The organism is Echinicola salinicaeni, assembly GCF_014280965.1.
Classification (GTDB): domain Bacteria; phylum Bacteroidota; class Bacteroidia; order Cytophagales; family Cyclobacteriaceae; genus Echinicola; species Echinicola salinicaeni.
This window is the reverse complement of sequence record NZ_JACODZ010000001.1, coordinates 51,024-66,114: the sequence shown is the minus strand read 5'-3', so window position 1 is coordinate 66,114 and position 15,091 is coordinate 51,024. Positions and strand designations below refer to the sequence as shown.

The 15,091-nt window shown below is 37.9% G+C and carries 10 protein-coding genes and 1 tRNA gene; 5 read left to right on the top strand and 6 right to left on the bottom strand.

Features of this window, described 5'->3' with window-relative positions:
- Positions 1-30 precede the first annotated feature (30 nt).
- Complete coding sequence (locus tag H7U17_RS00265; protein WP_186753554.1) at positions 31-1,542, bottom strand: PAS domain-containing protein; 1,512 nt, start codon at positions 1,540-1,542, stop codon at positions 31-33.
- Between the two features lie 844 nt (positions 1,543-2,386).
- Positions 2,387-2,459 (bottom strand) — tRNA-Met (locus H7U17_RS00260).
- Between the two features lie 137 nt (positions 2,460-2,596).
- Here H7U17_RS00260 and era point away from each other — a divergent pair.
- The 4 genes from era (at position 2,597) to H7U17_RS00240 (ending at position 5,837) form a co-directional block, all read left to right on the top strand.
- Positions 2,597-3,487: a GTPase Era gene (gene era / locus H7U17_RS00255; RefSeq protein WP_186753552.1), complete on the top strand. Its 891-nt coding sequence runs from the start codon at positions 2,597-2,599 to the stop codon at positions 3,485-3,487.
- 18 nt (positions 3,488-3,505) lie between these two features.
- A complete protein-coding gene (gene der, locus H7U17_RS00250; RefSeq protein ID WP_186753550.1) occupies positions 3,506-4,819 on the top strand; it encodes a ribosome biogenesis GTPase Der in 1,314 nt (437 codons plus the stop codon).
- A gap of 78 nt (positions 4,820-4,897) precedes the next feature.
- Positions 4,898-5,119 (top strand): hypothetical protein, encoded by a 222-nt coding sequence (locus H7U17_RS00245; RefSeq protein ID WP_186753548.1) that lies wholly within the window; start codon positions 4,898-4,900, stop codon positions 5,117-5,119.
- Between the two features lie 70 nt (positions 5,120-5,189).
- On the top strand, positions 5,190-5,837 hold the full coding sequence (locus tag H7U17_RS00240; protein WP_186753546.1) for a SprT-like domain-containing protein: 648 nt from the start codon (positions 5,190-5,192) through the stop codon (positions 5,835-5,837).
- A 51-nt stretch (positions 5,838-5,888) separates the two neighbouring features.
- Here H7U17_RS00240 and H7U17_RS00235 read toward each other — a convergent pair whose 3' ends face one another.
- The 4 genes from H7U17_RS00235 to rho all read right to left on the bottom strand — a co-directional run bounded on the left by H7U17_RS00235 (position 5,889) and on the right by rho (position 13,288).
- Complete coding sequence (locus H7U17_RS00235) at positions 5,889-7,424, bottom strand: glycine-rich domain-containing protein (protein WP_186753544.1); 1,536 nt, start codon at positions 7,422-7,424, stop codon at positions 5,889-5,891.
- A gap of 185 nt (positions 7,425-7,609) precedes the next feature.
- Positions 7,610-9,181, bottom strand: a complete 1,572-nt coding sequence (locus tag H7U17_RS00230) for a hypothetical protein (RefSeq protein WP_186753542.1) — start codon at positions 9,179-9,181, stop codon at positions 7,610-7,612.
- Between the two features lie 342 nt (positions 9,182-9,523).
- Entirely contained in the window at positions 9,524-10,972 is a 1,449-nt protein-coding gene (locus H7U17_RS00225) for a hypothetical protein (protein WP_186753540.1), read from the bottom strand.
- Between the two features lie 537 nt (positions 10,973-11,509).
- Positions 11,510-13,288 carry a transcription termination factor Rho gene (rho, locus tag H7U17_RS00220; RefSeq protein WP_186753538.1) on the bottom strand — a complete coding sequence of 593 codons (1,779 nt, stop codon included), beginning with the start codon at positions 13,286-13,288 and terminating at the stop codon, positions 11,510-11,512.
- Between the two features lie 432 nt (positions 13,289-13,720).
- On the opposite strand from rho, the gene serS reads away from it, so the two are divergent.
- Positions 13,721-14,995 (top strand): serine--tRNA ligase, encoded by a 1,275-nt coding sequence (gene serS, locus H7U17_RS00215; protein ID WP_186753536.1) that lies wholly within the window; start codon positions 13,721-13,723, stop codon positions 14,993-14,995.
- Positions 14,996-15,091 lie beyond the last annotated feature (96 nt).

Below are 15,091 nucleotides of genomic sequence, written 5' to 3'. Positions count from 1 at the left end.
AGGGTTAAAACTAATTTACACAGCACCATTTTATTTGTTAGATTCAATAAAGCCCGTATCGATTTGAGCCCGCTCTACTTTTTCAATTACTTGATGAATCACTTTATCCAATTCCTGACAGCTATTTGCTATTATCCTTAAGGCCTCCTTTTCTTCCAGTTCTGAATAACCATGTTCCAAAATAAAATTTGCCACCGCCATAATTCTGGTAAGCGGCTCTCTTACTTCATGGGATTGCATTTGTATAATTTCTCTAAAATAGGAATTTTGAGTCTTGATTTTCTTTAAGTATTCATATACAAAGCTAACATCCTTCATTGCCCCCAAAAACTTAACAGGCCTACCATTTGAATCCCTGAGAATATAACCTCTACTTTTTACCTGGGCAAACTCTCCATCTTCTTTTAAAAACCTATACTCATTCTCCCATGCAGTCTTGTCCAAATCAAGCACTAATTGATCAAGCTTTTCACGGACCCTTTCGTAGTCTTCTGGGTGAATCCTGGACAGGATATATTCCCTATTGACCTTCTCCTGTGAGTCTAAACCAAAAAGATCCTTAAACCCCTTTCCAAAATACAGCTTATCCAATTGTACATCATATTGCCACATAGCTTCGCTAGACACACTTAGGACAGACTGGTAAACCTCATCAAAATCTCCCACTTTTGAATTATAGGACAAAGTCAACTCATCCTCCAAAAACAATAATATTTGCCCTTCCTTACCAAGGCCTAAATCCAACACTTGCCCATGCGCCCAAACCCTAACCATCTCTCCACCTGGCTTCTTTCCCACAAATGAAAAAGGCTTATTGGGACTTCCTATTCCTAATAAAATTTGCATACACTCCTGCTCAAATCTTATCTTTTCCTCAAAGTTTGAGACAATATCAACCACTTGAGGAATAGTATCTTCATCCTTTATTCCAAAAAACAGCTTGGCTTTTGAGTTTAATCCGATAATCCTTCCACAGTTAGACAGCAAAAACACGGGAACTTTGAAAGTTTCTAAAAAAAGATCGCTTTCTGAATTTTGATCCTTTTCCATTCGACCTTTTTCAAGCATTGCCCACAAACCAGTAAACCCTAGAATTCCGAAGGAAAATGCTTTTAACGAAAAAAAAGATATCTCAGCAGCCAAAGCATCTACAAATAGGTAAAACCAAAGAAACAAGCCTACTCCCAAATTCAAAACAACTGAAACTTTCCATCTGGCTCCGCTCTCTGCTCCCATCAATATCCCTATTAAGGAATAAATTAAGGCAACCGTAACCTGTATATAAAACCCTAAATTTATCACATCAAAAACAAAGTATTCAGAACCAATATTAAAACTTACGGTGTTAATTCCTTCCCCTAGAGCTAAAGAATATAAAGTCAAAAACGCAACAATCCCGTAATTAAGGTATATAAGCACAGCGCATTTTCTCAGCTGATCGTAAACACATATAATTAAATGCAAGAGCACAGCTCCCAGCAAAAGCTCAAGAAATTTATTGAGCAAATGCAATTGGGAAAAGCCCAAACTCGAAAGCAACATATTAACCTGAACAATTAGGCAAAGGAAAGCTAAACCAATACATACATTCTTTCTCCTAATGCTTCTAAACTTGATTATAGAAAAAAACAACAAGAAAACATTAATCCCTATAAGGAACACCCCAAAAAAACTAAACAGCTTAGGAAGCTGATGAAGCAATACGAAGCCTAAAAAAAAATACGGTCCCATAATTTTGCAAAATAAGAGCACTTACTTCAATTACACTCGATCACAAGCGACAACTGGTAAGTGTAAAATTGGCTATTTATTTCTCTACATTATATGACGAACGTAAATATGTCATCAAAAACAGATTCTTTGTAATCAAAAAGTAAATTAAAAATTCAATTTAATTGGGTTTACAATTTCATTTACATAATTCGTATTTTCACACCCGTTTTTTAACACTTTATTGACAAAAATATAAATTAAAGCCTTAAAAAAATTTCAGTTTTTCGGGTTTCAAATGCAAAACTTCCACTCAAATCAAATTAAGATAGCTGACCTTATTTCTATTTAAATTTGTAAGAAAAGAAGGCCAAAAAGCACACTTATCCATGTAAATTCAGTTTTAGACATTATTAGAACAATTCTAAGGAAGGGCAGCTATTTTCCTTTTATCTAAGCCTGTAGAAAAGAAGGATTGATTTACTTTGACTATTTCCCGTTTATATTAGCTACCCCCTAATCAACCTAAAATTTTCAGCGCACAGAACTAATACCCACACGCGCAGTAAACCTTAACTTTACTTTATCAATAAAAGTGAATAGCAAAAAAATCAAATTGCAAGCAACGTCACCTGGCTTTAAACAAAAAAAGGATACCAATTGGTATCCTTCGTAGTAGCGGGAACTGGACTCGAACCAGTGACCTTCGGGTTATGAGCCCGACGAGCTACCAACTGCTCCATCCCGCGATATATCTTAAATATTTTATATCTTTTTCAGATTTTAAAGGTGAAGTTAGCGTTTCTGACTCCCTGTTTCCTTTATTGTGATACAAAGGTAAGTAGATATTATGAAAAATCAAGTACCTTTGTAAAAAATTATTCATATGACCGAAAAAACACACAAAGCTGGTTTCGTAAATATCATTGGAAAACCCAATGTGGGCAAGTCCACATTAATGAATGTCCTTGTGGGTGAGCGGCTTTCCATTATTTCTTCCAAAGCACAAACCACCAGACACCGTATACTGGGATTAATGAATGACGAAAACTACCAGATTGTTTTTTCGGACACTCCAGGCATGCTCAAGCCCAAATACGAACTTCACAAAAGTATGATGAGCTTTGTCAACCTTTCTTTAGAGGATGCTGATGTGATCGTATTTGTAACAGACCTGTATGAAACAGAAGAGGAAATCCAGGAGGTAATTGAAAAGATCAATGCCTCAGGAGTACCAGTATTATTGGTGATCAACAAAATAGACCTCTCCAAAGAAAATAAATTGGAGGAAGTAACCGAGTATTGGACCTCAAGGATTAAAGCGGATACTGTTATTCCTATTTCAGCCACCGAAAATTTTAATATTGAAAGAATTCTACAAGAAATTCTGGACCGCTTACCTGTTCATCCACCCTACTATGACAAAGGGGAACTAACTGATAAGCCCGAACGTTTCTTTGCCTCTGAAATTATCAGGGAAAAGATATTTACCAATTATAAAAAAGAAATACCCTACAGCACTGAAGTAGTTATTGACGAATTCAAAGAAAATGACAAGATCATTAAAATCAGGGCTTTGATCTTTGTGGAAAGATCCAGTCAAAAGGGTATTATCATCGGGGAAAAAGGAAAGGCGCTTAAAAGAGTAGGCACTTTGGCCAGAGAAGCCCTAGAGGATTTTTTTGAGAAGAAAGTATTCCTAGAAACACATGTGAAGGTTGAGGACGATTGGAGAAAAAATAAAAATAAATTAAGAAAATTTGGTTACGACCAATAAAATAAAGGAAATAGAAAAATGTCTAATATCGTAGCAATAGTAGGAAGACCAAACGTAGGGAAATCTACTTTTTTCAATCGACTGGTAGAAGAGCGAAAAGCCATCGAAGATAATGTGAGCGGAGTAACACGCGATCGACATTATGGTCATGCGCAGTGGGGAGGAAAGTTTTTCTCTGTAATCGACACTGGCGGGTACGTAACTGGGTCAGACGATGTTTATGAGGCAGAAATCCGTAAGCAGGTAAACCTGGCTTTGGATGAAGCTAGTGTAATCTTATTTGTAGTAGACTGTATAGACGGCCTTACTGATTTGGATAAGGAATTTGCCAACGAACTCAGATCAGCCAAAAAGCCTATCTACTTGGTCGCCAACAAAGCCGATACCCAGGAAAGGATGTTCATGGCCAATGAGTTTTATGAATTAGGCCTTGGTAACGAAAAAATATTCCCCATCGCAGCTGTCAGCGGTAGTGGTACAGGTGATTTACTGGATGAATTGATCACTCATTTTGAAGATGAAGGCGAAGAAAATCCTGACCTTGGCATTCCTAAAATAGCCATTTTAGGAAGACCAAACGTGGGCAAGTCTTCTTTCCTCAATGCACTATTGGGGTCTGAAAGATCCATTGTTACCAATGAAGCCGGAACTACCAGGGACGCGATCCACACCCATTACACACTTTATGGCAAGAACTTTATCATTACCGATACTGCGGGAATCCGTAAAAAATCCAGGGTAAAGGAGGATATCGAATTTTATTCGGTCATGCGTTCCTTACGTACCCTGGAGGATTCAGATGTGATTATCGTGATGGTGGACGCAACAAGAGGCCTCGAAGCCCAAGATGTCAATTTGATTTCCCTGGGAATCAAAAACAATAAGGGAATCATGATCATGGTCAATAAATGGGACTTGATTGAAAAAGACCATAAGACCATGGACAAGTTCAAGGAAAACATGATGGAGAAACTGGGAGAGAACAAGTGGATACCAATCATCTTTACCTCCATGATTACCAAACAAAGAATTTTCCAAGCCATTGAATTGGCAGTGGAAGTATATGACAATAAGACCAGGAAAATATCTACCTCGAAATTGAATGATAAAATCCTTCCTGAAATAGAAAGATATCCACCTCCAGCATACAAAGGAAAGTATATAAAAATCAAATATATCACTCAGTTGCCTACCAAGAACCCGGTATTTGCCTTCTTCTGTAACCTACCGCAATACTTGAAGGCACCCTATACCAGATATCTGGAAAACAGACTAAGAGAAAACTTTGATTTCCAAGGAGTTCCAATAAAAATCACCTATAAGAAAAAGTAAAAATAATTTTCATGGAATTGATCAAAATATGCTTTGTCAGATGTACATTTGCGGACTTATTTTAAGACAATTCAACACATGAAAAAACTATTCGTGATGTTTGCCATTTCAGGTCTTGTATTGACCGTATCATGTGGCAAAAAAGATGCTCAACAAACTGAAGAGATCATCGAAGTTCAACCTGTTGAGGTTGAGGAAACCATTGAAACTTTGATTGAAGAATCAGAAGAATCCATGGAGGAAGTTATTGATTCATTAGAGGGAATCATCGAAGAACCTCTTGAAGACATCAATAACTAATTAGATTAATTGAAATTTTATGAGGAGCACTGAGCAATCAGTGCTCTTTTTTTATTTAATTAGCTTTTAGATGGACAATAAAATAAAGCTAGAAATTTTAACCATTTTCAAAGAAAAAGTACCTGAAAATGCTGTGCAATATTGCTGGGATCTCTGGGCAGAGGATCCATTTCAATTCACCATCAGTAAATCCAGGCAAACCAAACTTGGAGACTTTAGATACAGGGCTGATCAAAAAATTCAAAAAATCACCATCAACCACGACCTTAACCCTTATCAATTTTTAATAACCTATATCCATGAAGTCGCCCACTACAGGACATTTAAGCTTTTTGGGATAAAAATAAAGCCTCATGGATTAGAGTGGAAAAGGCAATTTCAAATTCTATTGACCCCTTTACTTTCTGACTTGATTTTCCCAAAAGATATATTGCTCCCTCTCAAAAGACATATGATCAACCCCAAGGCTAGTTCTGGAGCAGACTTTTGGCTGAGCAAGGAACTTAGAAAGTATGACGAGAAAAATACAGCTGAGGATCATGCCTACTTAAACGAAGTAAGCATTGGAACTGTCTTTGAGATTAAGGGCCGTCAATTCAAAAAGGTACAACCTAGAAGAACCCGAATCCTCTGCGAGGAAATTCCTTCAGGAAAACGCTACCTAATTTCCGGAAATGCAGAGATCAAAATAAACGATAAAGTCCTATCAATAGACTAAACCAGTCTTCTACACTAATATATAACAGCTGTTTTTGTGTATTCCCTCACCTCAAAGCACCAACTTTAAATATGCTGTTTTGCCCTCCCAATGTATCTCCAAAATCACCAATCCCGACAGCTGTCCTTCCAATAATGACCTTAACTTATTATTCAATTCCTCAATAGAATCTGCTGTTATTTCTTGAGATCGAAAAAGGGAATTATAAGCAGTTAATTGAATAGGATGAGCTTTTTTTAATTCTCCACTATAAGCTATACTCACTTCATGTCCATTGGAAGGATTGGGAAAGACCTTCCATAATTCCTTTTCTCTTCGGAAAGGCAATTGTACCGAAACCGTTTTACTATAGCTATATTTTCCAGAAATACTGACCTCCCTGACCCTGTAATAAACTCTACCTCCAGTATCTGGTAATTTATTGTCCAAAAATTCATATTGCAAATCACCATCTAGCTGAATACCTACATTTCCGATGACCTTAAAATCCTGAACACCATTTACAGAACGCTCTATGATGTAATGGCTAATATCTACCTCTTGCAACAAAGACCAATTGAGCAGAACACCACTTTGATCAACTGATAATTCTGCATTTACTTCAGCCCAAACAACAGGCAAAATCTTTGCCCCTAACTTGATCACTACCACTCCATCAGCTCCTTTGCCGCCCTTGCTAACACCTGCCCCACCTCCAGAACCTGTATTTTCTTTTCCTGATCCACCACTACCGTATGCATTACCATCTCCTCCAATGCCAGAACCACCCTCGGCTTCCTTTTTATTTCCATTATTCTGCCTTCCGGTAGCCCCACCACCAGCTGCAAATAAATTACCTATGCTAACAGACGGAAAATCAGAAAACATATCCACTTGTCTTCCTGGCCCTCCTGCACCGGGATTATGCCCATTTCCCCCACTATTTCCTGCACCTCCGGCACCAGCACCTCCACCTCCGGCACGATTGTTACTTGCACCACTCTGGTGCCCATTCCCTCCTGCATGGCTATGACTGGGAGCATTGCCATTTCCACTCCCTCCACTATAGCTTAAATCGGGAGCTGCAGCCCCACCACCACCATTACCGCCGGCTCTACCCTTCGCAATGCTTGCATTATTCGAGGATGTTCCACCACCACCGCCACCTTTGGCGACAATACTATTAAAACTTGAATTTCCTCCATTACCCCCTGCTTCCGATGACACAAGAGCTCCATTCCCCCCGTTCCCAACAGCGACTTGATAACTAGAACCTGGATTGAGCATCATGGAGGCTTGATAATACACCTCTCCGCCTCCACCTCCCCCAGCGCTTTGCCCAAAACCACCACCTCCGCCTCCGGCAACGATCAAAACCTCCACATCATCATAATCAAAAGGCATGGCAAATACGTCATCACAGAAATAAATATATAAGAGAGATGTCCCATCAGCAGAATAATGTGTCTCTATGCATGGGCTTACCGGCGTAAAAGAAAAATCTTCTGTATCCAAGCCATAGACGCTAGAAGCAAAAAGGTTAAGCACCACCAAAAGGCCAATCAAAAAAGCCCCATTAGCATTATGTATTCTGCCGTAATTATTCAAAGTGAACAATATCCAAATTAAGGGTAAAACTTTCAGGCATGACTCCTGCTAATTGACACAAATGGAATTTCTTGGCTTTGATGTCAATTAAAAACCATTCGATAGCAAATTAGAAGAAAAACTAAAACAAGAAAAAATAGTTTTTCACAATTTTCACCATTTATTACGAAATATAAACCGTTCATTTACTCATTGATAACTTTTATATATTCCACACGCTCCCCCCATCGCAGTTCTACCACCACCAAACCATTAGAAAAACCACTGACCATATCAGCTATATTTTGTTCTAATTCAATTAAGGAATGTACTTTTTTATAAGGAATGGCATTTATGGCATTAAAAATCCTAAAGTTGATTGGCCCTCCATTATACTGTTCCTTCTTGACCAAAGCGAGTCTTAAAGATTCACCCCTTGTAGGGTTGGGATAGAACTTCCACACCCCATAGGTATAGTGCACTTCAGGAAGAGCTATCATCAAAGTCTCACTATAGGAATAACTTCCATCCAAATCCACTTGTTTAACCCTATAATAAAGCCTTTCCGCATTAATAGGGAATTCGCTATCCTTATAGGAATAATAGGAAATCAAATCTGACCAACCCACAGCATCCACTCTGCCAACAAGCTGATAATCCTCCACCCCATCTACAGCACGTTCAATTTCAAAATGGCTGTTTTCCCATTCCTTGGAAGTAGACCAATTGATTTTTATTTCTTGTTCAGGTTCAGAAAAATATTCTAAGGAGAAATCCTGCCAGAGAACAGGTAATATAGCTGACAATCGGCTAAAACATTCCTCTGAAATATTAACTTCATCCGATTGCCCTACAGCATAAACTCCCGGAACTTCATCTCCGCTTCTATCATAATTCTCATCTCCAGAATCCAGTATAATCGAGCCTTCATCTCCATCCAAAATTGAAGCATCTCCATTGTTTTCAATAAAAGTAGCTGTCTTGATCATAACACAAGGACTCCCCAAGCCTATCACTTGACCACTATCATCATCCCTAGCATTTCTAAACCCATCTGTCACCGATTCAACTATCCCCCTTAAAGTAATAACCCCTGTATTGGTAATTTCCCCGTAAGCCCTTAATGAAAAAATATCAGACGTTCCAGATTCGTTATGATACTCATTTCCAACATTTACGATGGCCTCATCTGAAATTGAATTAAAAATCCCATTATTGACTAAATCACCTGAAATATTAACCGATCCAAAATTATTGAACTCACCCCCTTCATCAATATTAAATTGGTCATTCTCCTCTCGATCTTCCCCTCCCGGCCGGATATAAAAACCAGCTTCTATTAACAAATCTGCATCCACATCGCCATATGCTTCATAATCACCATAACTATAATTATTAAATGTCTGACCATCTTGCAATGTTAAAACCGTACTACCTATAAATTTTCCGTAATTATTAATTGTCCAATTTCCTGACCAAATCCGGCCCCAGTTTGGGTCTAAATTATCTGTAATTGCACTACTAAATTCATAAGTAATCTCTTCATCAATACAAATTATCGCACCATCAGATAAATTGGTAATTGTTCCAGAAAAAGTCCCGACTCCTTCAATACAAATGTTTGTAAATCCAGTTGCATCATAACTACCATTATCACTACCTGAAATAGTAATGGTCAAGTCATTAACTGGATGACAGCTACAACTCTGCCCATACACTTCCCTGCTAACAAAAAGTGCCAAAAAAATCACTAAAAATATGAAATGCAGATTTTTCATGATCAACGTATTAAAAACCGAAATGTGTTTTTACATCTATTTTTTTGTATTATAAATATATAATTTAGCCTTTTGACACGTAAATAAAAAGTGTTCAAGCCTAAAAAAATGCTGTTCAAAAAAAATCCTCTCCAGGGAACCACACCTGAAGAGGACTAAAAACAATAAAAAGCAACCTGAATTTTAACCTAAATAATTTCTCAATTTTCTTTTACTCGAATAGCAGGTAATATTTAATACATGCTTTGATACAAAATAAGTTGGTTTCCCATAGATTACCCTGTTTTCCATAGAGTTAACAGTATTTTCCGTGCTAATCTGTGGAATCCGTGAGATACCTTTTTATAAAATCACCTTAATATACTCTACATGATTATCCCATATCATCTCCACCACCACTAGACCAGAAGAGAATTGCCCTAATACCTCAGCCACTTTTGGATTTAAAGACTGGGCATTGCTTACCTTAACCAAGTCAGATGAATTTAAACTGTCAAACACCCTGAAACTTACTTCACCACCTTGGTACAAATCCTGATTAAGTAAAGCCACTTTTACCTGCTCACCCCGACTAGGATTAGGATAGGCCCGCCATACATTTTTGGTTGTCTTAACACTTGGCAAATCAATAACAATGACATCACTAAATGTTTCTTTACCATTTAAACTCACTTGCTTGATTCTATAATAGGCCTTACTGGCGGTCATTAAAAGATTTTCATCTTCAAAATTATAATAAGTCATCTTATCAGACCAACCTATCCCCGGAATCGTGCCGACTTTTTCAAAAGCATCGATTCCATCAAAAGAACACTCCACTTCAAAATGACTGTTATCATTCTCCTTTGCCGTAGACCATGTCAATTCAACCTGATTCGATTCTTTATGGTATTCTCCAGAGAGAGTTAAAGATTGCACAGGAAGAATCCTACACCCAAACACAAAATCTCCTTGTTGTTCCTCTATAGCCTTTGGCTCCTTTTTTATTTCACCACAATAATAAACCTTTGCATTATCTGATGCTATTAGGGTAGCCCCATTTGAATTATCAATATTGCCCCCTACATCAACTTCACTATCTCCGTTAAAAGTTATCCCAGATGATCCACCTAAAACAATATCACCTTCAACTAATATTTGGGCAGCTCCATAAGAATTCAATTGATGATTACTCCCTCCTTGAATATCAATGGTAGCAGTCCTAAAAAAACCGTGAATATCTATTCTAGAACTATTACCATTATATTCTGTCGGCCCAGAAGATATCAAAGATCCACCCTCATTCACCTCGATCATGGCCCTACCTCTCAAATCAATCATGCCAGTATTGACAAAACTAGTACCATCTCCTTCTATATTAAGGACAGTACTATCGCTACTTGAGCCTAGGGAAATTATCAATTCATTAGAAATATTTAATTCACTCGAAGAAGTTAATGAAAATGTCGCCTTCTCATCGGATGCTATTTGCACATTACCTATTACATCAAAAATTGCTCCTCCACCCAAAGCCATAGAAGTAAAACTCCCGCCAAAAACCAAATCGCCAGTGTACGTTAGATCATCATTGATCACAATATTCACTTCACAACCAGATGCTCCGTTGGTTGGTGGTGGAGCAGAATGAGGCGTACAACCGGAAGTTGCACTTACATTCCAACAATCAGCATCCCCCCAGGTACCATCACAACCTGTATTACCTGGGCTATAAGTAAAAGTTTGTCCGAACACATTGCCCCCCAGCGCTAGCAAAAAGACTATTTGCATCAATATGGACAATTTTTTATTCATACCTAAAAATATTTATTTACACTTTTATGCTTTTCTTATACAAATATTAGTATTTAATATTATTAATAAAAATATTTATCAATTTATATTTACAGTTTTTTGTTTTTCATATATTGTTTTTTACTGTTCAAAATAAAAACATAAACAAAAAGCCCTCATACATGACGCATGAGGGCTTTTAGATATTCCAGAATATGTATATCCGCAATTGCACCAGTAAGTTTTACCATTCAAAACATTCCCTATTAAGAGAATACATGTCTCTCAGAAATACTAATTTAAATCTGTGTAGATCCATGGAATCTCCCGATAAATCGGGACAGGCTGTGAGAAATAAGTTTACTGGTGTTAAAACGGATAATCATATTCCAGAAAAAGACATAACAACTACAATAATCTAACACTTAATAATTTAGCTGAAAAGAACATAAGTATATCAGACCTCTAATAGATGCATAGATCAACTGAATATTGAGGACATAAAAAAAGCCCTGACCATAAAGATCAGGGCTTTCATCTAATTATATTTTAAGAATTTTATCCGTTCATACTGATCAAAAACTCTGCATTGTCTCGAGTCCCTTTCATTCTCTGAAGCAAGAATTCCATGGCTTCTTGAGAAGTCATATCTGACATCAGTTTTCTCAGTATCCAAACTCTTTGCATCTCTTCTTTTTCCATCAACAGATCTTCCCTTCTTGTACCAGAACCAGGAACATCGATTGCTGGATAGATCCTTCTGTTGGAAAGTTTTCTGTCCAAACTTAATTCCATATTACCAGTACCCTTGAATTCCTCAAAGATCACCTCATCCATTTTAGATCCTGTCTCTACTAATGCTGTAGCAATAATAGTCAAAGAACCACCATTCTCCACATTTCTGGCAGCACCAAAGAAACGCTTAGGCTTATGCAGTGCGTTGGCATCCACACCACCGGAAAGGATCTTTCCTGATGATGGCACAACGGTATTGTATGCCCTGGCCAATCTGGTAATGGAATCCAATAGAATTACTACATCATGACCACATTCTACCATTCTTTTGGCCTTTTCCAAAACCATGGCTGAAACCTTAACGTGACGCTCAGCTTGCTCATCAAAAGTAGAAGAGATCACTTCTGCCTTTACTGATCTAGCCATATCCGTCACCTCTTCAGGACGTTCATCGATCAAAAGGATCATCAAATGACACTCTGGATGGTTTTCTGCAATAGCATTGGCAATCTTTTGTAGCAAGACGGTCTTACCAGTCTTAGGTTGTGCCACGATCATCCCTCTTTGCCCCTTACCAATAGGCGCAAAAAGATCTACAATCCTAGTAGAGAAATTATCTGCTCTTGTGGTCAATTTCAACCTCTCCTCAGGGAATAAAGGCGTCAAATACTCAAATGGAATCCTATCTCTGATTTCTTCAGTAGTCTTACCATTTACAGAACTCACCTTCAATAAGGCGAAGTATTTCTCACCCTCTTTTGGAGGTCTGATCTGTCCTTTGATATTATCTCCTGTCTTTAATCCAAACAGTTTGATTTGGGATGGAGAAACATAAATATCATCAGGAGAAGCTAAATAATTATAATCCAAAGACCTTAAGAATCCATATCCATCAGACATGATCTCCAAAACACCTTCATTTTCAATTATCCCATCAAATTCCTTGACGGCTACTGAGTATTTTTTCTTATTGCCATTTGTAGGAACAGAAGAACCTTCATCATGGCTTTTTATATTTTTTCTTTTTGGAATATCTGAATCAGCATCTGCTGGACGCTCTACAGCCACTCGCTGCGCTTCTTCATCTACTACCGCTTTCCTTCTCGGCCTAAAGCTTCTTGGCCTGTTTTCTTCATCAGCCTTGGCTGCCACTTCCTCTTTTTTGGCTTGAGGCTTAGGCTCTGGAGTATTCTTTTCTTCCTTGGCTTTCGGCTTTTGCCTAGGACGAACATTTGTATCCGCCGCTTTCTCTTCTACTTTCTCTCTCTTAGGAGCAGTTTTCTCTGGCTTTTCTGTGCCTCCAGTCTCTGCCTTGGCATCCGAGACATTTTGTCTCTTAAACTTAGGCTTGCTTTCCTTTTTCTCTACGACTTCAGAAGCTTTTTCAGGAGTTTTCTTTTCTTCAGTTTGGACTTTCTCAGTTTCAGCTTTGGAAGGCTTTTTCTTTGGAAGGGCTTTCTCTGGGGTGATAGCTTGCTGATCTAAGATGGCATAAATGAGATCATCCTTTTTTAGGGACTTGAAGTTCTTAACTCCAAGTTCTTCTGCTATCTCTTTTAATTCAGATAGCAATCTGATTTTTAGTTCTTCAATATTATACATAAAAAACGTATAAGATGTACTTGATGTGATTAATTGAAATTAGTACTTTGACTATTTAAATTGATTGGTATAAAAAGATATCTGTGAATTAGATGGATCCACAGGGCGTGGATCATTGAACTTTTTGATAACACAATATTACAGTAAGCAACTTTAATACGCAAACTTTTTCTTCTAGTATATTTCCGAATGCGATTATTTCTTGCTTACAAGGCTGTTTTACACGATTTATCTGGCCTAATTATTTTATTCCCAACAACTTTTGAAGGATTATTTCAGCCATTTCTTTTAGATTGAACGGAATTTATTTGCCTTTTGGTACAAAAAACTATCAAGAAAATATAGGACAGGCTTTTTTTTGTCTATGCTAGAGCCTTTTGCTCCATATGAAATCATTATCTTTGCCTTTCTAAATAAAGCTAAGCGACACACATGCTACAAGTAAATTTTATTCGTGACAATTTTGACCAGGCAGTAGAAGGACTCAACAAACGTTTTTTTCCTGATGCAGCTCAAAAACTGCAAGATGTCCTGGATTTAGATAAAAAAAGAAAAGAAACTCAACTGGAAAGAGACCAGCTTCAGGCCGAATCCAACAGCATTTCAAAAAAAATAGGAATGCTTATGAAAGAAGGTAAAAAAGAAGAAGCCAATGAAGTAAAGGCCAGAACAGCTGAAATCAAAGGGCAAATAAAATCCTTAGAAGAAAGCTATAATGAAACCGAAGAGTCTCTACGTACGCTTTTATATAATATCCCCAATATCCCTCACAGCTCTGTACCTGCAGGAAAATCAGAAGAAGACAATGAAGTGGTATTGGAACATGGTGACACCCCAAACCTATATGAAGGCAATCAAGCCCACTGGGAATTGATCAAAAAATATGATATCATAGATTTTGAACTTGGCAATAAAATCACTGGTGCCGGATTCCCTGTTTACAAAGGAAAAGGGGCCAGACTCCAAAGGGCTTTGGTCAACTTCTTCTTGGATGAAGCCATCAAACAGGGATATAATGAAGTTCAGCCGCCCATACTAATCAATGAGGACAGTGGCTATGGCACTGGTCAATTACCTGACAAAGAAGGGCAAATGTACCATGCCACGGCAGACAACCTCTTCCTCATCCCAACTGCTGAAGTACCAGTAACCAATATGTACAGGGATGTCATGATCAAGGAAGCAGATCTACCCATAAAAAATACCGCCTTCACACCATGCTTTAGAAGAGAGGCAGGAAGCTGGGGAGCCCATGTAAGGGGCTTGAACAGGCTTCACCAATTTGACAAAGTAGAGATTGTACAAATCAGTCATCCAGATAAATCTTATGAAGCCTTGGAAGACATGAGTCAATATGTTCAAGGCCTGTTAAAAAAATTAGGCTTACAATACAGGGTCTTGAGACTCTGTGGCGGAGACACAGGCTTCACTTCTGCCCTGACTTATGACATGGAAGTATACTCTGCTGCCCAAGGGATGTGGCTTGAGGTAAGTTCTGTAAGTAACTTTGAAACCTACCAAGCCAATAGACTTAAACTTCGGTTCAAGGATGAAAACAAAAAAACGGTATTGGCACACACCTTAAATGGAAGTGCTTTAGCATTGCCTAGAATTGTAGCATCCATACTTGAAAATAACCAAACTGAAAAAGGCATCAAAATGCCAGAAGTATTGGTTCCTTACCTTGGATTTGAATGGATTGACTAATCCATTTCTGCATGATATTTCAAGTGCCTTTTCAGTACCTTCTGAAAAGGCACTTTACTTCTATTACTACTGAAACAACTTATTCTGTTTCCTTAC

Coding starts and splice junctions, on each gene's coding strand:
- H7U17_RS00265 (WP_186753554.1), bottom strand. CDS start 1,542: ATGTTGCTTTCGAGTTTGGGCTTTTCCCAATTGCATTTGCTCAATAAA.
- era (WP_186753552.1), top strand. CDS start 2,597: ATGACCGAAAAAACACACAAAGCTGGTTTCGTAAATATCATTGGAAAA.
- serS (WP_186753536.1), top strand. CDS start 13,721: ATGCTACAAGTAAATTTTATTCGTGACAATTTTGACCAGGCAGTAGAA.
- H7U17_RS00240 (WP_186753546.1), top strand. CDS start 5,190: ATGGACAATAAAATAAAGCTAGAAATTTTAACCATTTTCAAAGAAAAA.
- H7U17_RS00230 (WP_186753542.1), bottom strand. CDS start 9,181: ATGAAAAATCTGCATTTCATATTTTTAGTGATTTTTTTGGCACTTTTT.
- der (WP_186753550.1), top strand. CDS start 3,506: ATGTCTAATATCGTAGCAATAGTAGGAAGACCAAACGTAGGGAAATCT.
- rho (WP_186753538.1), bottom strand. CDS start 13,288: ATGTATAATATTGAAGAACTAAAAATCAGATTGCTATCTGAATTAAAA.
- H7U17_RS00225 (WP_186753540.1), bottom strand. CDS start 10,972: ATGAATAAAAAATTGTCCATATTGATGCAAATAGTCTTTTTGCTAGCG.
- H7U17_RS00245 (WP_186753548.1), top strand. CDS start 4,898: ATGAAAAAACTATTCGTGATGTTTGCCATTTCAGGTCTTGTATTGACC.